The sequence below is a fragment of the Streptomyces sp. NPDC096040 genome (assembly GCF_040303265.1).
Taxonomy (GTDB): Bacteria; Actinomycetota; Actinomycetes; order Streptomycetales; family Streptomycetaceae; genus Streptomyces.
Map to the genome: position 1 here is coordinate 156,224 of NZ_JBEOTA010000001.1, position 19,789 is coordinate 176,012.

At 69.7% G+C, this 19,789-nt stretch carries 20 protein-coding genes; 12 read left to right on the forward strand and 8 right to left on the reverse strand.

The features are described from left to right. Positions 1-22 precede the first annotated feature (22 nt). Both ABTY98_RS00765 and ABTY98_RS00770 read right to left on the reverse strand, forming a co-directional pair. Entirely contained in the window at positions 23-496 is a 474-nt protein-coding gene (locus ABTY98_RS00765; RefSeq protein WP_352218678.1) for a carboxymuconolactone decarboxylase family protein, read from the reverse strand. A gap of 102 nt (positions 497-598) precedes the next feature. Continuing rightward, positions 599-1,465, reverse strand: a complete 867-nt coding sequence (locus ABTY98_RS00770; protein ID WP_352218679.1) for an SCO2400 family protein — start codon at positions 1,463-1,465, stop codon at positions 599-601. Positions 1,466-1,665: 200 nt separating this feature from the next. Here ABTY98_RS00770 and ABTY98_RS00775 point away from each other — a divergent pair, with 200 nt between their 5' ends. The 8 genes from ABTY98_RS00775 to ABTY98_RS00810 all read left to right on the forward strand — a co-directional run bounded on the left by ABTY98_RS00775 (position 1,666) and on the right by ABTY98_RS00810 (position 12,068). Then, positions 1,666-2,823 carry a mandelate racemase/muconate lactonizing enzyme family protein gene (locus tag ABTY98_RS00775; RefSeq protein ID WP_352218680.1) on the forward strand — a complete coding sequence of 386 codons (1,158 nt, stop codon included), beginning with the start codon at positions 1,666-1,668 and terminating at the stop codon, positions 2,821-2,823. Further along, positions 2,820-3,824: a zinc-dependent alcohol dehydrogenase gene (locus ABTY98_RS00780; RefSeq protein WP_352218681.1), complete on the forward strand. Its 1,005-nt coding sequence runs from the start codon at positions 2,820-2,822 to the stop codon at positions 3,822-3,824. Before ABTY98_RS00775 ends, ABTY98_RS00780 begins: the two co-directional genes overlap by 4 nt. Before the next feature lie 112 nt (positions 3,825-3,936). Continuing rightward, a complete protein-coding gene (locus ABTY98_RS00785; RefSeq protein ID WP_352218682.1) occupies positions 3,937-4,917 on the forward strand; it encodes a hypothetical protein in 981 nt (326 codons plus the stop codon). Between the two features lie 143 nt (positions 4,918-5,060). Beyond that, positions 5,061-6,167 (forward strand): multiple monosaccharide ABC transporter substrate-binding protein, encoded by a 1,107-nt coding sequence (chvE, locus tag ABTY98_RS00790; RefSeq protein WP_352218683.1) that lies wholly within the window; start codon positions 5,061-5,063, stop codon positions 6,165-6,167. Between the two features lie 72 nt (positions 6,168-6,239). Continuing rightward, positions 6,240-7,790, forward strand: coding sequence for a multiple monosaccharide ABC transporter ATP-binding protein (gene mmsA, locus ABTY98_RS00795; protein ID WP_352218684.1), 1,551 nt, complete (start codon positions 6,240-6,242; stop codon positions 7,788-7,790). Beyond that, positions 7,787-9,034: a multiple monosaccharide ABC transporter permease gene (gene mmsB, locus ABTY98_RS00800; protein ID WP_352218685.1), complete on the forward strand. Its 1,248-nt coding sequence runs from the start codon at positions 7,787-7,789 to the stop codon at positions 9,032-9,034. Before mmsA ends, mmsB begins: the two co-directional genes overlap by 4 nt. A gap of 54 nt (positions 9,035-9,088) precedes the next feature. Continuing rightward, a complete protein-coding gene (locus tag ABTY98_RS00805; RefSeq protein WP_352218686.1) occupies positions 9,089-10,249 on the forward strand; it encodes an aldose epimerase family protein in 1,161 nt (386 codons plus the stop codon). A gap of 178 nt (positions 10,250-10,427) precedes the next feature. Continuing rightward, positions 10,428-12,068 (forward strand): pyridoxal phosphate-dependent aminotransferase, encoded by a 1,641-nt coding sequence (locus ABTY98_RS00810; RefSeq protein WP_352218687.1) that lies wholly within the window; start codon positions 10,428-10,430, stop codon positions 12,066-12,068. 121 nt (positions 12,069-12,189) lie between these two features. Here ABTY98_RS00810 and ABTY98_RS00815 read toward each other — a convergent pair whose 3' ends face one another. The 3 genes from ABTY98_RS00815 to ABTY98_RS00825 form a co-directional block, all read right to left on the reverse strand. Further along, a complete protein-coding gene (locus ABTY98_RS00815) occupies positions 12,190-12,510 on the reverse strand; it encodes a hypothetical protein (RefSeq protein WP_352218688.1) in 321 nt (106 codons plus the stop codon). A 392-nt stretch (positions 12,511-12,902) separates the two neighbouring features. Continuing rightward, positions 12,903-13,823 carry a UTP--glucose-1-phosphate uridylyltransferase gene (locus ABTY98_RS00820; protein WP_352218689.1) on the reverse strand — a complete coding sequence of 307 codons (921 nt, stop codon included), beginning with the start codon at positions 13,821-13,823 and terminating at the stop codon, positions 12,903-12,905. 137 nt (positions 13,824-13,960) lie between these two features. Beyond that, entirely contained in the window at positions 13,961-14,593 is a 633-nt protein-coding gene (locus ABTY98_RS00825; RefSeq protein WP_352218690.1) for a type III effector protein, read from the reverse strand. A 128-nt stretch (positions 14,594-14,721) separates the two neighbouring features. Here ABTY98_RS00825 and ABTY98_RS00830 point away from each other — a divergent pair, with 128 nt between their 5' ends. The 3 genes from ABTY98_RS00830 to ABTY98_RS00840 all read left to right on the forward strand — a co-directional run bounded on the left by ABTY98_RS00830 (position 14,722) and on the right by ABTY98_RS00840 (position 16,142). Beyond that, complete coding sequence (locus ABTY98_RS00830; RefSeq protein ID WP_352218691.1) at positions 14,722-15,153, forward strand: Hsp20/alpha crystallin family protein; 432 nt, start codon at positions 14,722-14,724, stop codon at positions 15,151-15,153. A 99-nt stretch (positions 15,154-15,252) separates the two neighbouring features. Then, entirely contained in the window at positions 15,253-15,648 is a 396-nt protein-coding gene (locus ABTY98_RS00835) for a DUF2267 domain-containing protein (RefSeq protein WP_352218692.1), read from the forward strand. Between the two features lie 56 nt (positions 15,649-15,704). After that, entirely contained in the window at positions 15,705-16,142 is a 438-nt protein-coding gene (locus ABTY98_RS00840; RefSeq protein ID WP_352218693.1) for a DUF2267 domain-containing protein, read from the forward strand. A gap of 213 nt (positions 16,143-16,355) precedes the next feature. Here the strand turns inward: ABTY98_RS00840 and ABTY98_RS00845 are convergent, their stop codons facing one another. Further along, positions 16,356-17,258 (reverse strand): aminoglycoside phosphotransferase family protein, encoded by a 903-nt coding sequence (locus ABTY98_RS00845; RefSeq protein WP_352218694.1) that lies wholly within the window; start codon positions 17,256-17,258, stop codon positions 16,356-16,358. A gap of 87 nt (positions 17,259-17,345) precedes the next feature. Here ABTY98_RS00845 and ABTY98_RS00850 point away from each other — a divergent pair, with 87 nt between their 5' ends. Continuing rightward, positions 17,346-18,329, forward strand: coding sequence for a GlxA family transcriptional regulator (locus ABTY98_RS00850; protein ID WP_352218695.1), 984 nt, complete (start codon positions 17,346-17,348; stop codon positions 18,327-18,329). A gap of 26 nt (positions 18,330-18,355) precedes the next feature. Here the strand turns inward: ABTY98_RS00850 and ABTY98_RS00855 are convergent, their stop codons facing one another. Together ABTY98_RS00855 and ABTY98_RS00860 are read right to left on the reverse strand one after the other, a co-directional pair. Continuing rightward, positions 18,356-18,508 (reverse strand): hypothetical protein, encoded by a 153-nt coding sequence (locus ABTY98_RS00855; RefSeq protein WP_352218696.1) that lies wholly within the window; start codon positions 18,506-18,508, stop codon positions 18,356-18,358. A 507-nt stretch (positions 18,509-19,015) separates the two neighbouring features. Further along, entirely contained in the window at positions 19,016-19,672 is a 657-nt protein-coding gene (locus tag ABTY98_RS00860) for a DUF4360 domain-containing protein (protein ID WP_352218697.1), read from the reverse strand. Positions 19,673-19,789 lie beyond the last annotated feature (117 nt).

Consider the following 19,789-nt stretch of genomic DNA (forward strand, 5'->3'; position numbering starts at 1 on the left):
GCCGGGCCGGCCCCCTCGGTCGTTACGCGAACTGGCCGGGCCGGTAGTCGCCCGCCGGCTGCTGGAAGATGACGTTCAGCCGGTTGAAGGCGTTGATCGCGGCGATCGTCGCCACCAGCGCGACGAGTTCCTCTTCGGTGTGGTGCTTGGCCGCGTTCTCCCACACCTCGTCGGGGACCCCGCCCGCCGCGTCGGCGATCCGGGTGCCCTGCTCGGCCAGCTCCAGCGCCGCGCGCTCGGCCTCGGTGAAGACGGTGGCCTCGCGCCAGGCGCCGACCATGTGGAGACGCTGCTGGGTCTCCCCCGCGGCGGCCGCGTCCTTGGTGTGCATGTCGAGGCAGAAACCGCAGCCGTTGATCTGGCTGGCGCGGATCTTCACGAGCTCCAGGGTGGAGTCAGGGATCGACGTGTCATGGGCGACCTTGCCCGCGCCGGCGAAGTGCTTGATCAGCTTGTTGGCGGTGGGGCTGGCGAAGAGGTTCAGACGGGCTTCCATGGTGTGTTCCTCCGTTGGGGTTCAGCGGGTTGCACACCTATGACGGAACAGGTTCGGCGAATGTGACACGTTTGCTGGATTTGCTTTGGCAGTGCGCCGCGCCTACGAGCACCACCACAGGAACCTCGTGCACGTGTGGCTCTGCGACGGGCTCGGGGTGGGGTCCGATGCCGTCGGATCGGCCGTCGGTGTCGATGCCGCCGTGGACGTCGGTGCCGCCGTCGGCGCGTTCGTCGACGTGCCCGTGCCCGCGCCCGTCGTGGCCGACTGGGCCGAGGTGTCCTTCGGGGACGCGGACGGGGAGCCGGACGCCTTGTCCTTCGACGCGGAGGGGGAGGGGGAGGCGGACGGGTCGGCCGAGGCGGAGCTCGCCGTGCCGGTCGCGCCGGACGTGTCGTCCAGCGGCTGGGCCGTCGTACCCGGGGACGGCGTCGCGGTACCGCCGTCGGCGGTGTCGCCGCCCGCGGAGGCCGGGCCGGGGCTCGTGAACGGTATGGCGTCCGTGCCGAGTTCGGCGAGGCTCAGGCAGCCCGCCGCGAGGACGCACGCCGCGCTCACGAGCAGGATTCTGCGGCGCCGCCGGCGATGGGCCGCGGCCTTGCGGTCGCGACGGCTCCCGTCGGCCCCGGAAGGCTCCTCGACGCCCTCGGAAAGGCTCTCGGCGGCTCGTCCCCGGCTTCGGCCGCCATGTCCGCGCGCCGCCCGTCGCCGCTCCGCCCGGCCACCCGCCAGGGGCTCGTCACCCTCGTCGTCGTAGCCGTCGCCGCCCTCACCGTCGTAGCCACCGGCGCCGCCGTGCCCGTCGTCTCCGGCGAACTCCGTCTCCGTGTAGGGCGTTTCGCCGTGCGTGGCCAGGTCGGGAGCGGTCGCTTCCGGCGCGGACGCGCGTAGCGATTCGACCTGAGCGCCGCACCCCGGGCAGGCAAGGGCGCCATTGAGGTGCCGTCGGCACGGGTGGCAGTAGTCCATGACGCGGGAAGACTAAGTTCCCCGCCGGTCACTTACCAGGCACCTCTGTGAAGGTTCTGTGCGGGACCGAAAGAGCTATCGAAAGTCTTGCCGAAACCGTTACCTGTTCGACCCATTGACACCCACGCCGCCCGATCCTTACTGTCACGCCAGCATTTCGAACGTGTGACGAAATCTCGAACAGCTGAGGGGCAACCGCCGTGCGCATCACCGGAATCAGCACACACGTGGTCGGGACGCCGTGGCGCAACCTGACGTACGTCCAGGTGCACACCGACGAGGGGATCACCGGAGTCGGCGAGACCCGGATGCTCGGTCACACCGACGCGCTGATCGGCTATCTGCGGGAGGCCGAGGCCAACCACATTCTCGGTTCCGACCCGTTCGCAGTGGAAGACCTCGTACGCCGGATGAAGTACGGCGACTACGGCCGGGCCGGCGAGATCGTGATGTCGGGGATCGCCGTCGTGGAAATGGCCTGCTGGGACATCAAGGGCAAGGCGCTGGGCGTGCCCGTCTGGCAGCTGCTCGGCGGGAAGGTCACCGACAGGGTCAAGGCGTACGCCAACGGCTGGTACACGACCGAGCGAACGCCGGAGGCGTACCACAAGGCCGCCCAGGGGGTGATCGAGCGCGGGTACAAGGCGCTGAAGATCGACCCGTTCGGCACCGGGCACTTCGAGCTCGACCACGAGCAGACGCTGTACTCCGTGTCGCTGATCGAGGCCGTCCGGGACGCCATCGGCCCTGACGCCGAGCTCATGCTGGAGATGCACGGGCGGTTCTCGCCCGCCACGGCGGTACGGCTCGCGCGCGAACTGGCGCCCTTCAAGCCGGCCTGGCTGGAGGAGCCCGTCCCGCCGGAGAACCTGAAGGCGCTGGAGAAGGTCGCCGCCAAGGTGGACATCCCGGTCGCCACCGGTGAGCGCATCCACGACCGCATCGAGTTCCGCGAGCTCTTCGAGAGCCAGGCCGTGGACATCATCCAGCCGGATGTCGGCCATGTCGGCGGCATCTGGGAGACGCGGAAGCTGGCCGCCACCGCCGAGACGCACTATGTGCTGGTCGCGCCGCACAACGTCGGCGGGTCCGTGCTGACCGCCGCCTCCCTCCAGGTCGGGTTCACCTCCCCGAACTTCAAGATCCTGGAGCACTTCAACGACTTCGCCGACGCCGAGATCAAGAAGGTGGTCAGGGGGGCGCCGGAGGTCGTCGACGGGTACTTCGAGCTGTCCGACGCGCCCGGTCTCGGGGTCGAGTTCGACGCCGACGCCGCCGCGGAGTTCCCGCAGCAGCAGGCCCGCTTCGACCTCTGGGCCGACGGCTGGGAGCAGCGCAGGCCCAAGGGGACCAAGTGAGCTCCCAGGTCGTCGTCGAGGCACCGGGCAGCCACCGGGTCGAGGAGCACACGCCCCGCAAGCCCGGTGCCGGCGAGGCGCTGGTCGCCGTGCACGCGGTCGGGATTTGCGGAAGCGACCGCGAGGTGTACCAGGGGAACCGGCCGGAGGGGTACGTCCGTTACCCGCTGACTCCGGGCCACGAGTGGTCGGGAACGGTCCGTGCGGTGGGCGCCGGAGTCCCCGGGAGTCTGGTCGGCCGGAAGGTCGTCGGCGAGGGGTTCCGGAACTGCCAGGTGTGCGACCGGTGCCACGCCGGCGAGACCACCCTGTGCACCGACGGCTACGAGGAGACCGGCTTCACCCAGCCGGGGGCCATGGCCGCCACCCTCACCCTGCCGGCCCGGCTGCTGCACCCCCTGCCGGACGACGCGGATCTGACCGCCGCCGCCCTCCTCGAACCCGCCGCCTGTATCGCGGCGGCCGCGCTGAAGGGCAACGCGCAGCCGGGCGAGCGGGTCGCGGTGGTCGGCACCGGGACGCTCGGGATGTTCGCCGTGCAGTTCCTGAAGGCGATCTCGCCGAGCGAGCTGCTCGTGGTGGGGACGCGGAACGACCGGGAGGCCCTGTCCCGGCAGTTCGGGGCGACCGACTTCCGTACCAAGGACCAGGCTCTTCCCGACGACTTCGACGTGGTCATCGAGACCGCCGGCTCGGCGTCCGCCGCACGCACCGCCGCCGCTCTGCTCCGCCGCGGCGGGCGGCTGGTCCTGACCGGTATCCCGGCCGCCGGTGCCGACGGTCTGGACCCGACCGATCTCGTCGTACGGCAGCTGGAGGTGCACACCGTCTTCGGGGCGCCGCCGGACGCCTGGGCGCACACGGTGCGGGTCTTCGGGGCGGGGCTCCTCGATCCGCTGCCGCTGGTCACGCACGAGCTGCCGCTGACCGAGTTCCCGCAGGCCATCGAGCTGGTGGGGGCCGGTGATCCAAAGGTGGGCAAGGTGCTGCTCCGCCCCTAGTCGTACGCCGGCCGCGGCGTGACCTGACTCGCCGTGGCCGGCGTACCACCAAGCCTCATCCGTACCCAGAGCCGCGAACCTTGTCCGATATACCGAACACGAAGGACAGCTTGTGACGACCGACGCTTCCGTTAGGGCGGCCCGCCGACCCGGTGAGCAGGCACTCACCGCCCTCGGTCTGGGTGCGCCCGCCCTCGACCCCGCCGACGCCTCCGCCCACAGCTTCCCGGGCGGCGGCAAGTGGCGCACCGAGATCCCCTCCTGCGAGGGTCCCGAGGCGCTGGCCGTCGTGCTCAAGGAGTCCTCGCGGCTGGACGTGCCGATCCACCGGATCAGCCAGGGCAGCGGTGTGTGGATGCTCACCGACGCCGAGATCACCGAGATGGTCGAGGCGACCGACGAACGTGACATCGAACTCTGCCTGTTCACCGGCCCGCGTGGCACCTGGGACATCGGCGGCTCCGTCCGCTCCGACTCGCGGGGGGCCGGACTGCGGGCGCGGGGCCACGACGCCGTCGCCGGATGTGTCGAAGACGCCGTACGGGCCACGGAGCTGGGCGTCAAATGCCTGCTCGTCGCCGACGAGGGCGTGCTGTGGACGCTGCACCGGGCCCGGCAGGCCGGCATCATCCCGGCCGACACCACCCTGAAGGTGTCCGCGCTGGTCGGACCGGTCAACCCGGCTTCGTACTCCGTCTTCGAGCACCTCGGCGCCGACTCCGTCAACGTGCCGAGCGATCTGACGCTCGATCACCTCACCGAGATCCGCCGGGTGTCCGGCGCTCCCATGGACATGTACATCGAGGCCCCCGACGACCTCGGCGGCTACATCCGGATGTACGAGGTCGCCGAGCTGATCCGGCGCGGCGCACCGATCTACCTGAAGTTCGGTCTGTCCAAGGCTCCCGGCATCTACCCGTGGGGCACCCATCTGCGGGACGTGACCCTGGACACCGCCCGGGAGCGGGTGCGGCGCGGCCGGCTCGCCCTCGACCTGCTCGCCCGGCACGGCGCGGACGGCGACATGGCGCCGCTCGGCTCCCGGCTGCCGGGGTCTTTGAACCGGTTCCCCATCGAAGGTGCCGCTGGATGACCGATGGGGGCTGCGGGTCCGCCGTGGCTGGTCGCGCCCACGCGGCGGAGCCGCACATCACCTACAGCCCCGCGCCCCTTCGGGGCGCTTCAACCGACCTCGCTCAAACATCTCAACGACGAGACGAACAAGGACTGATCACCATGCGCACTCGTAGAAGCGCCCTCACCCTCATAGCCGGAGCCGCCTCCCTCGCCCTCACCCTGTCCGCCTGCGGGCAGAGCGGTACGGGTGGCAGCAAGGAGGACACGGGCAGCGCCAAGGGCGGCACCATCGGTATCGCCATGCCCACCAAGTCCTCCGAGCGCTGGATCGCCGACGGCAACAACGTCGTCAAGAACCTGAAGTCGAAGGGCTACAAGACCAAGCTGGTCTACGGCGAGGACGACCCCGACCAGCAGGTCTCGCAGATCGAGAACCTGATCACGCAGGGCGTCAAGGGCCTGATCATCGCGGCCATCGACAACAAGTCGCTGAACAACGTGCTGCAGCAGGCCGCCGACGCCAAGATCCCGGTGATCGCCTACGACCGTCTGATCCTCGGCACGAAGAACGTCGACTACTACGCGTCCTTCGACAACACCAAGGTCGGAGAGCTGCAGGCCAGTTACATCGTCGACAAGCTGGGGCTGAAGAACGGCAAGGGCCCGTTCAACATCGAGCTGTTCGCAGGATCGAACGACGACAACAACACCAAGTACTTCTTCAACGGCGCGATGAGCGTGCTGAAGCCGTACATCGACAGCAAGAAGCTCGTCGTCAAGTCCGGCCAGACCAACCTCACCCAGGTGACCACCCTGCGCTGGGACGGCGCCACCGCCCAGAAGCGCATGGAGGACATCCTCACCTCCACGTACTCCAGCGCCAAGGTCGACGCCGTCCTGTCGCCGTACGACGGCATCTCCATCGGCATCATCGCCGCGCTGAAGTCGGACGGCTACGGCTCCTCCAGCAAGCCGCTGCCGGTGATCACCGGTCAGGACGCGGAGTTGGCCTCGGTGAAGTCGATCATCGCCGGTGAGCAGACGCAGACCGTCTACAAGGACACCCGCAAGCTCGCCGACGTCGCCTCGACCATGATCGACGACGTCCTCAACGGCAAGACGCCGCAGACCAACGACACCAAGACGTACGACAACGGCACCAAGGTCGTCCCGGCCATGCTGCTGCAGCCGGTGAGCGTGGACAAGACCAACTACACCAAGGAACTGGTCGACACGGGCTACTACAAGGCCAGCGAGCTCAAGTAGTCCCACCCGGTGAACAAGCCGGTCATTCCTACGGACTGAACGGCCATTCCTACGGATTGGAAGGGCACGACCATGGCGGGACCCGTCCTGGAAATGCGCTCGATCGTCAAGACCTTTCCCGGTGTGAAGGCGCTGTCGGACGTCACGCTGACCGTCCGTCAGGGCGAGGTCCATGCCATCTGCGGTGAGAACGGCGCCGGAAAGTCCACCTTGATGAAGGTGCTCTCCGGCGTTCATCCGCACGGCACGTACGAGGGCGACATCCTCTTCGAGGGTGAGGTCTGTACGTTCCGGGACATCCGGGCGAGCGAGCAGCACGGCATCGTGATCATCCATCAGGAACTGGCGCTGGTGCCGTTCCTGTCGATCGCGGAGAACATCTTCCTCGGCAACGAGCACGCCTCGCGGGGGCTCATCAACTGGAAGGAGACCCTGCGGCACGCCACCGAGCTGCTGCGCCGGGTGGGTCTGACCGACCACCCGGAGACCCGGATCACCGACATCGGCGTGGGCAAGCAGCAGCTGGTGGAGATCGCCAAGGCGCTGTCGAAGAAGGTGAAGCTGCTGATCCTCGACGAGCCGACCGCGGCTCTGAACGACGAGGACAGCGGCAAACTCCTGGATCTGATCCTGGAGTTGAAGAACCAGGGCATCACCTCGATCATCATCTCCCACAAGCTGAACGAGATCCGCCGGGTCGCCGACTCGGTGACCATCCTGCGCGACGGCCGGTCCATCGAGACCCTCGACGTCAAGGCACCCGAGACCACCGAGGACCGGATCATCTCGGGCATGGTCGGCCGCGACCTGGACCACCGCTTCCCCGAGCGCACTCCGTACGAGGGTGAGGCGGACGCGGCTCCCGCGCTGGAGATCCGCAACTGGACCGTCCATCATCCGATCGACCAGCAGCGCAAGGTCGTTGACGATGTGTCGATCGACGTGCGTCGTGGGGAGATCGTCGGCATCGCGGGTCTGATGGGCGCCGGGCGCACCGAGATGGCGATGAGCGTCTTCGGGCGCAGCTACGGCCGGCACGCGGGCGGCACGGTCTTCAAGGACGGCAAGGAGATCCGTACGAAGACCGTCGCGGAGGCGGTCGGGCACGGCATCGCGTACGTCACCGAGGACCGCAAGCACTACGGCCTCAACCTCATCGACACCATCAACCGGAACATCTCGCTCACGGCCCTGGACAAGGTGGCCAGGCGCGGGATCGTCGACGAGCACGAGGAGCGGCAGGTCGCCGAGGGCTTCCGCAAGTCCATGAACATCAAGGCGCCGACCGTCTTCGAGCCGGTGGGCAAGCTGTCCGGCGGCAACCAGCAGAAGGTCGTCCTCAGCAAGTGGATCTTCGCGGGTCCCGAGGTGCTGATCCTGGACGAGCCGACGCGCGGGATCGATGTCGGCGCCAAGTACGAGATCTACACGGTCATCGACCAGTTGGCCGCGCAGGGCAAGGCGGTCGTCTTCATCTCCTCCGAGCTGCCGGAGCTGCTCGGTATGTGCGACCGCATCTACACCATGGCCGCCGGGCGGCTGACGGGCGAGGTCCCGCGGGCCGAGGCCACGCAGGAAGTGCTGATGCGTCAGATGACGAAGGACAAAGAGGTAACGCGATGAGCACCGATGTGACGGACAAGGTCCCGGCCGCGGCGCCGCCCGGCAGGAGCGGGGGCCCGGGCTCCGGCGAGAGCCTGCTGCAGCTGATGTGGGGCGGGCTGCGCCGCAACATGCGGCAGTACGGCATGCTGATCGCGCTCGGCCTGATCGTGATCCTCTTCCAGGTGTGGACCGGCGGCGACCTGCTGCTGCCGCGCAACGTCTCCAACCTGGTGCTCCAGAACAGCTACATCCTGATCCTGGCGATCGGCATGATGCTGGTGATCATCGCGGGCCATATCGACCTGTCGGTCGGCTCGTTGACGGCGTTCGTGGGAGCGTTCGCGGCCGTGCTGACGGTGCAGCACAGTGTGGCGTGGCCGGTCGCCCTCGTACTGTCGCTGCTGGTGGGCGCGGTCGCCGGGGCCTTGCAAGGCTTCCTGATCGCGTATCTGGGCATACCCTCGTTCATCGTGACCCTGGCGGGCATGCTGCTCTTCCGCGGTCTGACGGAGATCTTCCTTCAGGGCCAGACCCTCGGCCCGTTCCCCGACGGTCTGCAGAAGCTCGGCAACGGCTTCCTGCCCGAGGTCGGCCCGGACACCAACTACCACAACCTCACCCTGCTGCTGGGCATCGTGCTGCTGGCCTTCGTGGTCTACCAGGAGATCCGGGACCGCAAGCGCGAGCAGGAGTTCTCGCTGGAGGTACTGCCGCGCAACGCGTTCCTGCTGAAGCTGGTCGCCATCACCGCCGCGATCCTCGCGGTCACCATGCTGCTCGCCAGCTACCAGGGCGCGCCGATCATCCTGATCGTCCTCGGTGTGCTGGTGGTCGGCTACGGCTACGTCATGCGCAACGCGGTCTTCGGCCGGCACATCTACGCGATCGGCGGCAACCTGCCGGCGGCCAAGCTGTCCGGCGTCAAGGACAAGAAGGTCACCTTCCTTGTCTTCCTGAACATGGGCGTGCTCGCGGCCCTGGCCGGTCTGGTGGTAGCGGCCCGGCTCAACGCGGCGTCTCCGAAGGCGGGCCTGAACTTCGAACTCGAGGCCATCGCCTCGTCGTTCATCGGTGGCGCGTCCATGAGCGGCGGTGTGGGTACCGTCCTCGGCGCGATCATCGGTGGTCTCGTCCTCGGCGTGCTGAACAACGGCATGAACCTCCTCAGCGTCGGCACCGACTGGCAACAGGTCATCAAGGGCCTGGCCCTGCTGGCCGCGGTCGGCTTCGACGTGTGGAACAAGCGCAAGTCCGGTTCGTAAGTCAGACAGGGCCCCGCCGGAAGGCGGGGCCCCTCCCTTATGCAGGAGCCGCATATGGAACTGAACAGACGTACGGTCATTGCCGGCGCGGCGGCCGCGGGGCTCGCCGCCACCACCCTCGGCACGGGCAGTGCCGAGGCCGCCACCGGTTCGGGAGGCAGGAAGCCGGTGAAGGAGTCCTTCGGGAAGCTCGCCGACGGCACCAGGATCTACCGCTGGTCCCTGGAGAACGGCGGCACCCGGCTGAAGGTCCTCAACTGGGGCGGTGTCGTCCAGACCCTGGAGATCCCGGACCGGCGCGGCCGCTACGCCAACGTGGTCAACGGCTTCGACAACATCGCCGACTACGTCGCCAGTTCGCCGTACTTCGGTGCGCTGATCGGCCGCTACGGCAACCGGATCGGCAAGGGTCAGTTCACCCTGGACGGCAAGAGCTACCAGCTCTCCGTCAACGACGGTGTGAACAGCCTGCACGGCGGCACCCAGGGCTTCGACAAGCACGTCTGGGACGTCGAGCCGTTCACCAAGGGCTCGGACGTCGGCCTCGTCCTGCACTACACCAGCGTCGACGGGGAGATGGGCTACCCGGGCACCCTCAAGGCGACGGTGACGTACACCCTCACCAAGCACGGCGAGTGGATCATCGACTACCGGGCCACCACCGACAAGGCCACGGTCGTCAACCTCACCAGCCATGTCTACTGGAACCTGGCCGGCGAGGGCAGCGGCACCATCGAGGACCACGAGCTGACGATCGCCGCGGGCCGGTACACGCCGACCGACTCGGGGCTGATCCCGACCGGTGAGCTGGCCACCGTCCACGGCACGCCCTTCGACTTCCGCGAGACGAAGACGATCGGGCGGGACATCCGGGCCGGGCACGCGCAGCAGGTGCAGGCCAAGGGGTACGACCACAACTGGGTCCTCGACAAGGGGATCACCGCGAAGCCGGAGCACATCGCGACGCTGCGGGAGCCTCGGTCGGGGCGCACCCTGAAGATCGCGACCGATCAGCCGGGGCTGCAGTTCTACTCCGGGAACTTCCTGGACGGGACGCTGACGGGGACGGGTGGGCGCACCTACCGGCAGGGGGACGCGCTGTGCCTGGAGACCCAGCACTTCCCTGACTCGCCGAACCACGCCGACTTCCCGTCGACGGTGCTGCGTCCTGGGCAGACCTACAAGACCCGCACGATTCACAGCTTCGGGGCCTGAGACAGCGTGGGCGCGACCGGTAAGGGGCTGGTCGCGCCCACGCTCACGTTTCTTTCACATCCGTTGAACAGCGCCACGTGAGACTCCGTACTCAAGGGCGGCCCGTGCTCCCCCGCGCGGGCCACCCAAGACGACGGGCCCGGTCGTCCCCACCGGGCCCGCCTCATACGGAGGTTAAATGGCCGGCAACGTCGCCTCGTTGTTCCGCAGCGGCGCGCACAGCCCGTCGATGGCGGCGCTGACCCGCGAGGGGGGCGAGGGGGCCGGTCCCGTTGACTTCTGTATTCCCTGCAACCCGTACTTCCCCACCCCGGCGATGATGGAAACGATGGCGGCCCGGCTGAAGGACATCGTCACGTTCTACCCGAGCAGCGCCGACACCATCACCGCCGAGCTGTGCCGGCTCCTCCAGCTCCCGCCGCAGGCCGTGGCCATGGGCAACGGCTCCACCGAGCTGATCACCTGGATCGACCACCTGCTGGTCCGCGAGTCCCTCGCCATCCCCGTCCCCACCTTCGGCCGCTGGACCGACCAGCCGATGGAGACCGGCAAGCGCGTCGACATGTTCCCGCTCCAGGAGTCCAACGGCTTCGCCCTGGACCTCGCGCAGTACGCCGAGTTCATCCGCAAGCGGGGCACCAGGGTCGCCGTCATCTGCAATCCCAACAACCCCGACGGCGGCTTCATCCACAAGCAGGCGCTGGTCCAGTTCATGGACGCCATGGCCGACCTGGACCTGATCGTCATCGACGAGTCGTTCCTGGAGTTCGCCGACGCAGAGGCCGAGCCCAGCGTCGTCCAGGAGGCGATGCTCCGGCCGAACGTCATCGTGCTGCGCAGCCTCGGCAAGAACTTCGGTCTGCACGGCATCCGCTTCGGCTACATGGTCGCCAACCCCGCGCTGGCCGGCAAGGTCCGCTCGATGCTGCCGAAGTGGAACCTCAACGCGTTCGCCGAGTACGTGGTGTTCTCGCTGAAGGAGCACGGCGCCGAGTACGCGCAGAGCCTGCACCAGGTCCGCAAGGACCGCCTGGAGATGGCCAGCCGGCTCTCGACCCTGCCCGGTCTGACCGTCTACCCCTCACAGGGTAACTTCCTCTTCGTACGGCTTCCCGTCGGTGCCGAGGGCACGGTGGTCCGGGACCGGATGCTCACCGAGCACCGCATCCTGGTCCGCGAGTGCGGCAACAAGATCGGTTCGTCCAGTCGCTTCCTGAGGCTCGTGGTACGCCCCGAGGTGGACGTGCGTCGCCTGGTGTCCGCCATGGAGCAGGTGCTCTACGGGTCCAGGAGGGGAGCCGCCGTGCCCGAGCTGGGCAATGGGACCAGCTACAGCTCGGGTACGGCGGCGGTGGACCGGCTGGTGAGCGAGACCAACGGGGCGGGCATGCAGCTCGCTCAGGCCGTCGGCGCGGGGCCCGTCCCGGGTCTCGCCGCCGCTCCCGCCGCCGGCGTCGGCATGCCGCTCCCCGTCGCCGGTCCGCCGGCCGGGATGCCGATGCCGGCGGCCGCCGGGATGCAGATGCAGCAGCCGCTGGGGATGGCGCCGGTGACGCCTATGGCACCACCGCCGATGGCACCGCCGCCGATGACGCCGCCCGCGCCGCCGATGCCGGCGCCCATGCCCATGCAGATGCCTCCGGCGGCTGGGCCGACTCCCCCCGGGGTTCCGGCGCGGGGTGGCCTTACGGCCGCGCAGGTGCGGGGGGCTACCGCCCCCGCCCCCGCCCAGGCGCCGGGGTTGTCTCCGGCGGCTGCGACCGGCTGGCCGAATGCGCAGAGTTGGCCCAATGCGGCGGGGATGGGGCAGGCGGGTTAGGCGCCGTAGGAGGTACGGTGCGTGGCCGGTGCGGCGCCGTCGTGGCTGGTCGCGCCCACGCGGCGGTAGCCGCACATCGATACGGCCCCGCGCTCCTACCGGGCTTTGACCCGGTGGCGCGTCACCGTCCTGTCTTGGCTCGCGCGTGGCGCGCGATGCTCGCGGCGTACAGCGGTGTTTCCCGTCGGCAGAGATCGCCGGAGGCGGCCTGCCGTGCGGCCGCGGCCTCCTCGAACGTCACGCCGTTCCTTTCGTCGAACTCCATGAGTTCCTGCGTGGGGTGGCTGGTGACCTGATTGGTGTAGGTGACGGTGCCGTCGCCGTTGTCCCTGCCATCTCGGCGACGTAGTGCTGGATCACCGGCCCGGTGCCGATCATCTCCACGTTGATCGACATCGGCCGGCAGGTTCAGCAGCCAGTCGGCGATGTCGATCGCGTCCAAGGGCGCGTCGACCGGCGCGTGTTCCGTCGACGTGGAAAGGACCAGATCGGTCAGGCCTTCTTCGGGTCGCTCATCGCGTACTTCCTGTGGTGGGGCTCTTCTCGGGCGCCACCACCCCAGGACCGGCGCACTGGTGACATTCGTCCGTCAGCGCACTGCTGGTGCCCGCGCAGTGCATGAATGCGCGGCCGCAGACTCGCTCTGTTGCGGGATCGCTCGGTTCTCGTCAACGCGCATAACGCACGGTGCCCGTCCGCATCATGCGGACGGGCACCGGATGGAGCGCCGGGCAGGCCTTGCACCTGCATCTCCCCACAGGAAGCGGGGCGTCTTTCCTTGGACCACCAACGCAGTACCAGCCACCGGAAGTACGGCGACCGGCTCTGAGACGATCATACCGTATTCGGCGCGTCCTCCAGCTCCTCGTCGAGCCCGCGGACGAGACCGCGCAGGACAGGCCCGTACTCGGGATGGGCGAGGGCGAAGGCCATCTGGGCGACGAGGTAGTCGGCCGGGTTGCCGGTGTCGTACCAGCGGCCCTGGATGACCTGCCCGTACACGGCCCGGCTGGCGGCGTAGGCGTTGATGGCGTCGGTCAGGTACACCTCGCCGGTCCGGTGCTCGTACCAGCGGCGGGTCTGCTCCCGCAGCTCGTCGACGATGCCGGGGGTGATGACATAACCGCCGATGGCCGCGTACGGGGACGGCGCGTCGGCCGGCGCGGGCTTCTCGACCAGGCCGGTGATGCGCAGCTGGCCGTCGCCGAGGTCCTCCTTGACGATGGGCACGCCGTAGCGCTGGGAGTCGGCGGGGTCCATCGGCAGCAGGGCCAGCACCGGGCAGCCGGTCTGCTCGTAGGCGTGGATCAGCTGCTGGGAGCGGGGAACGTCGGCGACGAACACGTCGTCCGGCCAGAGCACCAGGACGGGCTCGTCGCCGAAGGAGCGGGCGGCGTTCAGCACGGGTGTGCCGTTGCCGTACGGGCCGTGCTGGTCGAGGTAGGTGATGTGACCGCGGCGGGCCAGCTCGGCGACCTCCTCGACGGCGTCCGCGTAGGCGGTCTTCCCGTCGGCGCGCAGCTGCTCCACGAGCCCGGGGTTGGGCCGGAAGTGGTCCTGGATCAGGCTCTTGCCGCCCGAGACGACGATGGTGATGTCGGTGATGCCGGAGTCCACCAGTTCCCGCACGGTGTGCTCGATCACCGGTTTGTCGCCGACCGGGAGCATTTCCTTCGGCGTGGCCTTCGTCAGCGGCAGCAGACGGGAGCCGAGTCCGGCGGCGGGGATCACGGCCCTGCGGATCGTCGGGGGCATCAGGTCTCTCTCGGTGGGACGGCACGGGGTACGCCGACGCTACCAACGGGCCCCGTGCCGCTGGGAAACACCGGCCGGACGAAAGCCGTCGTCCGGATGCCGTGGAGGTGAAGCCCAGCTGAAAAGGGAGGGCGGGTTCAGGGAGGTGTGAGGGTGTCGAGTTGTGCGGCGAGGTCGGGGTGGGTGGTGGTCAGGTGGGCGCGGGTGTCGCCGAGGGGGCCGATGAGCTCGGCGGGGTCGTCGTGGGCGAGGGCCGCGTGGAGCCGGCTGAGCGGGTTGCGGGCCGTGACGGGCAGGTCGGTGAGGGCGGTGATCTGGCCGGCGATGCGGCGCAGGTCGGCTGCGTTGTCGCGGGCCCAGTTCGCGGTGGTGCGTTCGGCGGCGCGACGTTCGCGGGTGGCCTGGACGCGCTGCTCGCCGGTGGTTCCGGCGGGGCCGGGGCGGCCGCGCAGGTAGCGGCGTTCGGCGGCCTGGCGGCTGGCGACGCCGAGAGGGTGGGCGAGGTCGGCCCAGCTGGCTCCCGCGTCGCGGGCGGTTTCGATCAGACCGGTCTCCCATCCGGCGAGCTGCTCGCGCACCTGCCGCAGCAGCACGAGGGAGGCCAGCGCCTGCTCCGGCCCGGGGCCGGGCGCGTCGGGGCTGTCCGGTGCCTCTCGCTGGGCGTCGCGCAGGGCGTCGTCTATGGCGTGCAGGGCCGCCGCGGCGGCGAGGAACGACGCCGGGCTGCAGTCGTTCGTACTGGTCGTGGACGGCTGGTCGGCTGCGGCCACGGGCACCTCCCTCGTGCTGTCATCACGTCGACGACATTGTGTTTGTCATCCATTGGACGACATGTTACAACGGTGTCAGTGAGGCGCATTGGCAGCAACTGCCTGAACCCGCTGGAGGTGTTTTCACGATGTTGATGCGCACTGACCCCTTCCGTGAGCTGGACCGGCTCGCTCAGCAGCTGATGGGTCCGGGCACCTGGTCCCGCCCGTCGGCGATGCCGATGGACGCCTACCGCGAGGGCGACGAGTACGTGGTGGCCTTCGATCTCCCGGGCGTCGCCGCGGACGCGATCGACATCGACGTCGAGCGGAACATGCTCACCGTCAAGGCCGAGCGGCGGCCGGTCTCGAAGGCCGACGACGTCCAGATGGAACTGTCCGAGCGGCCGCTGGGTGTCTTCTCCCGCCAGCTCGTGCTCGCCGACACCCTGGACACCGAGCACATCCAGGCCGACTACGACGCGGGCGTGCTCACCCTGCGCATCCCGATCGCCGAGCGCGCCAAGCCGCGCAAGATCTCCATCGGCGTCGGATCCGGCCGCAAGGAGATCTCCGGCTGACACCGGCCGGACGCGTGCGGAGGGCGGGCATCCGATCTCCCCCTCATCCCGCTCTCCGCACCCCGTGGACAGTCCGAAGAAGAAGGGGCGGCGGCCGAGATGACCCTGCGACGCGAAGCGTTCCTCGGCCACGTGAAGGAACGCGGCGAGTACGGCAGTCCGACGGAAGCGGAGCGCGCGGCCCGTGTGGTGCTCGCCCTGCTCGGCGCGCACCTGGTCGGCGGCGTCCGCGCCCAGTTGGCGGCGTGCCTGCCCGAGGAGTTCGCCCTGATCCTGCTCAACCCGTTGCAGAGCGCCGAGCCGCTGTCCCCGGAGCGGTTCGTCCGCGCAACCGCCGCGTGGATCGAAGGCGCCACCGAGCAGACCGCGGCCTGGGACGTCAGCGCCGTGCTGTCCACCGTCGCCGACGCCGCCGGCGAGGACCTGCTGGGCCAGATCCTGCTCCAGCTCCCCGTCGGCTACGACCTGCTCTTCGGCCGCCCCCAGCCCACCTGACCATCACGCACTCCGGTGCCCGAACACCGGCCACAGCAAGAAAGGCAACCACCCCCGTGATCTCCGACCGGCACGCACCCGGCCAGCAGTCGTACGGGACGGCATACCAGCAGATGCTGGAGAAGGTCCGCTACGAGGGCGCCTACCCCACCCTCGAGAGAGCCGACGAAGTCGTTCGCCTGGTCCTTGCCGGACTGGGGCGCCAGCTGACCGGCGAGGAACGCGTCGACCTGGCCGGCTGCCTGCCCCTGGAAGCCGCACGCGTACTGACCACGCAGATCCCCAGCACCCAGCCGCTGACCGGCTGGGCCTTCGTCAAGGACCTCGCCGCCCGAACCGGCGCCTCCCTGGCCACCACCCGCTGGGACACCGGCTCCGTCTTCTCCGCCGTCGCCGCCTACGCCGGCCCCACCCTGATCACCCGCATCCTCCACCAGCTCCCCAACGGCTACGCCCTGCTGTTCGGCCGAGCCGAACTCGCCTCGGCCGCGTAGACGGCGACGTGCGCGCCCGGGGGCGGGCGCGACGACCGGTGCGCGTCGCCGTCCGCCCTGCGCCCGCCGGCTGACTCAGCACCTCCGGCCGATCGGCCGGCGCGGCCACCAGGACGAGCCCGCGCCCGCCGTCGTCCAGCGGCCCAGGCGGTCGTACGACGCCGGGTGCGGGCGGCCGCCGTTCCGCCAGGGCGTCAGTGGCGCCCGGCCTCCTCAGCCTTCGTCCAGTACCGCCCGGATCACATGCCGGGCGCCCTGTGCCATCGCGGGGTTCGTCGTGCGGTAGTACGGCAGCGCGATCAGCGCCTGCGAGAGGGTACGGGCCCGCCCGCGGACCCACGTCGCGTCGTCCACGGCCAGCGCCTCGCGGAAGGCCTCCCTGCCCTCGGGCGGCAGCAGGTTCCACGCCGGGAACAGATCGCAGGCCGGGTCGCCCACCCCCGCACACCCGAAGTCGATGACGGAAGCCAGCCTGCCATCGTCGTCGACCAGCAGGTTGCCCGGCATGAGGTCGGCGTGCAGCCATACCGGTGGCCCGTCCCGGTCCGGGACCCCCAGCGACTCCTCCCACACCGCGGCCGCGGCGTCGCAGTCGACGTCCTCCTGCGGGATCCCGCGCAGTTCCCCGATCGCCGCCCGGGTCTCCGCGTCGAGCGAGGAGAGCGGCCCGCCCCGGTGTGCCCGCGGTCCGGCCGGCAGCGTGATGCTCCGCATCGCCGTCACGAACGCGGCCAGATCCTCGGCGAGCAGCACGGGCTCGCTCAGGGCCCCCGGTTCGGGAAGCTCACCCGGCAGCCACCGGTACACCGACCACGGCCACGGATATCCCTGGGCCGGCTCCCCGGCACCAAGCACCTCGGGGATGCGAACGGGCAGGTGGGGCGCGAGGCGGGGCAGCCACTCCCGCTCCCTCGTCACGTCCTCCGCCCCGCCCTTCACCAGGGGCAGCCTCACGACCATGTCCGCGCCGAGCCGGTACATCGCGTTGACGGTGCCACCGGAGGGCCATCGCCGCACCGCCGATCCCGCCCACTGGGGAAAGCGCCCGGCGATCAGTCGTCGTACAAGGCCGTCGTCGAGGGGGTGCGTACCGGGATGCATCTGCCCTGCACTCATGGGCGGCATCCGACCACCGGGCGCCGAAAGGCGTCAAACACCTTTCCGGCCGATGGCCATATGGACGGGGAACGATAGGATCGTGCCATGCCCGCCATCGACTTCCTCAAGACCCGGCCCCACCGGGTCGTCGTGCTCGCCCTCGACGGGGTATATCCCTTCGAGCTGGGCATCCCGAACCGGGTCTTCCCTGGCGTCCCCGGTGCCTACGACGTGCTGACCTGTGCGGCGACGGACGACCGTACGGTGGCGACCAGTGCCGACTTCACGGTCACCGTGGGGCACGGGCCCGAGGTGCTGGAGAGTGCGGACACCGTGGTCGTACCGCCGTACGACATGGCGCGGATCTCGGACGAGGTGCCCGAGCCGGTGGCCGCCGCGCTCGCTCGGATCCGGCCCGGCGCCCGGATCGTCTCCATCTGCACGGGGGCGTTCACGCTCGCGGCGGCGGGACTGCTCGACGGGCGGCCCGCGACGACGCACTGGGCGCTGGCCGACCGGTTCCGGCGGATGTTTCCCCACGTCCTCCTGGATCCCGGGGTGCTGTTCATCGACGACGGTGACGTCCTGACCTCCGCGGGCGCCGCCTCCGGTGTCGACGTCTGTCTGCACATCGTCCGGTCCGACCACGGCAGCGCGGTCGCCAACAGTGTGGCCCGGCAGTGTGTCGTACCGCCGTGGCGGGACGGCGGCCAGGCGCAGTACATCGAGCAGCCGGTGCCGGACGAGGGCACCACCGGTACGGCGGCCACCCGGGCCTGGGCCCTGGCGAACCTCGAACGTCCGCTGGCCCTGCGGGAGTTGGCGGAGCACGCCCGGATGAGCCAGCGCACCTTCGCGCGCCGCTTCCAGGACGAGACCGGCGTCAGCCCCGGACGCTGGCTGATCCAGCAGCGGGTGCACCGGGCCCGCCATCTGCTGGAGACCAGCGACCTGGGGATCGACCGCATCGCGGCGGAGGTCGGCTTCGCCACGGGCACCTCCCTGCGGCAGCACCTGCACGCGACGATCGGGGTGTCCCCGCAGGCGTACCGGAACACGTTCCGGGCGACGGCGGGGGCCCGGGGATGAGCCCCCTGCTTGTCCGGGCGTCCCCGTCACCGCGAGGCGGTGTCGAGCATCCGGTGGGCCTCCATGCGGCAGGCGTGGACCCGGTGGCCGGCGTCGGCGTGCGGGGCGTCCGCCGTGGCGGCGAGAGTGAGGGCGAGCTTGGCGCGGCCCTGGCCGAGTCGGCTGCGGACCGTGCCCACCGGGACTCCGCAGGCGTGGGCGGCCTGTTCGCAGGAGGCGTGGCCGGGGGTGAAGTAGCGCCCCAGGGCGCGCTGGTCCGCTCCGCCTCGCCGAGCATCGGGCTGTCCGGGTAGGCGTCGAACGTGTTGAAGAGGAAGGGCAGTTCGCCGCAGTGGGTGGCGCCCAGGGCGTGCGGGTCCTCGGCCGGCCGGTAGTCGACTCGTAGACGTGGGTCGCGTTGCCGCCGGCCGCGTGGTGGTCGGCGATCTGCGGCGAGCCTCCGACGCAAGCCCAACCGGATCAGCGCCGTCGCCGCCACCCTGGCCCGCCGCCCCGACACGATCTGGGCGGACGTTCTCGGTGGCGGCGACGATATCTGCACCATCCTGTTCCTGGACGGACCGCACGCCCGCAACAACCTGCTGCTGCGCGACCTTCCGGCCACCGCGGCGGTCCGGTCATGGACCTCGCACGCGCTGCCGCGGGTCTTCCCGGCCGGCTTCGACCGGAGCGGCGGCCTGCTACCGCTACTTGGGGCAGTCCTTCCAGGCCAGGTGGTACACGGTGCTGATGTCACCGTCGGTGGAGTCCATGGTCATGAAGCTGACCTTGCCGGGGTTCGCGCTCCCCGCGGCCACCCGCAGCTCGGTGTTGATGTTGAAGTTGCGCTGGACTCCGCAGGGCGCCCAGACCAGTTGGGCCCAGTCGGTGGTGTCGTTGGCCTGCCAGTTGTCGTCGTAGGGGCCCTTGAAGGGGTGGCTCGCGGCGGCCGTGTTGGACGAGCCCTGGAAGTAGTACGAGGCACGCTGGGTACCGGTGGCGCCCTGCTGGAGGGAGGCGAAGCCGCGGTAGTCGGCGCTGGCGATGGCGTACGTGAAGCCCTGCGGCACATGAACGACCAGGTTGAGCTGGCAGTTGCGCCTGAAGGCGGTGGGGTCGGAGTTGCCGCCGGCCTGAGCGAGGTAGTCGCTGTAGGTGACGGTGAAGGCCTCGTTGTCCTCGGAGACGGCGACGGCGGTGGTGCCCTGCGGGCAGCCGGAGCCGTTCACCGTGGCGACGTTGATCACGATCTTGTCCGGCGGCGGGTCGTCGAAGACGGGTGACGACGAGGCCTTGGCCTGAGCGGGCAACCCGGCGGTGAGCAGCGCGGTGAGCGCTCCGCCGAGCAGGAGTCCACGTCTCATGGTCTCTCCAGTTCGGTGATCGAGTGGGGGGTGACACCCTCGGCCGCAGGACCCGCACGCCCTTCGTGGTTCGATGCGGTTCACCTTTGAAGGACCTGTGAGTTTCCTGTGAAGACC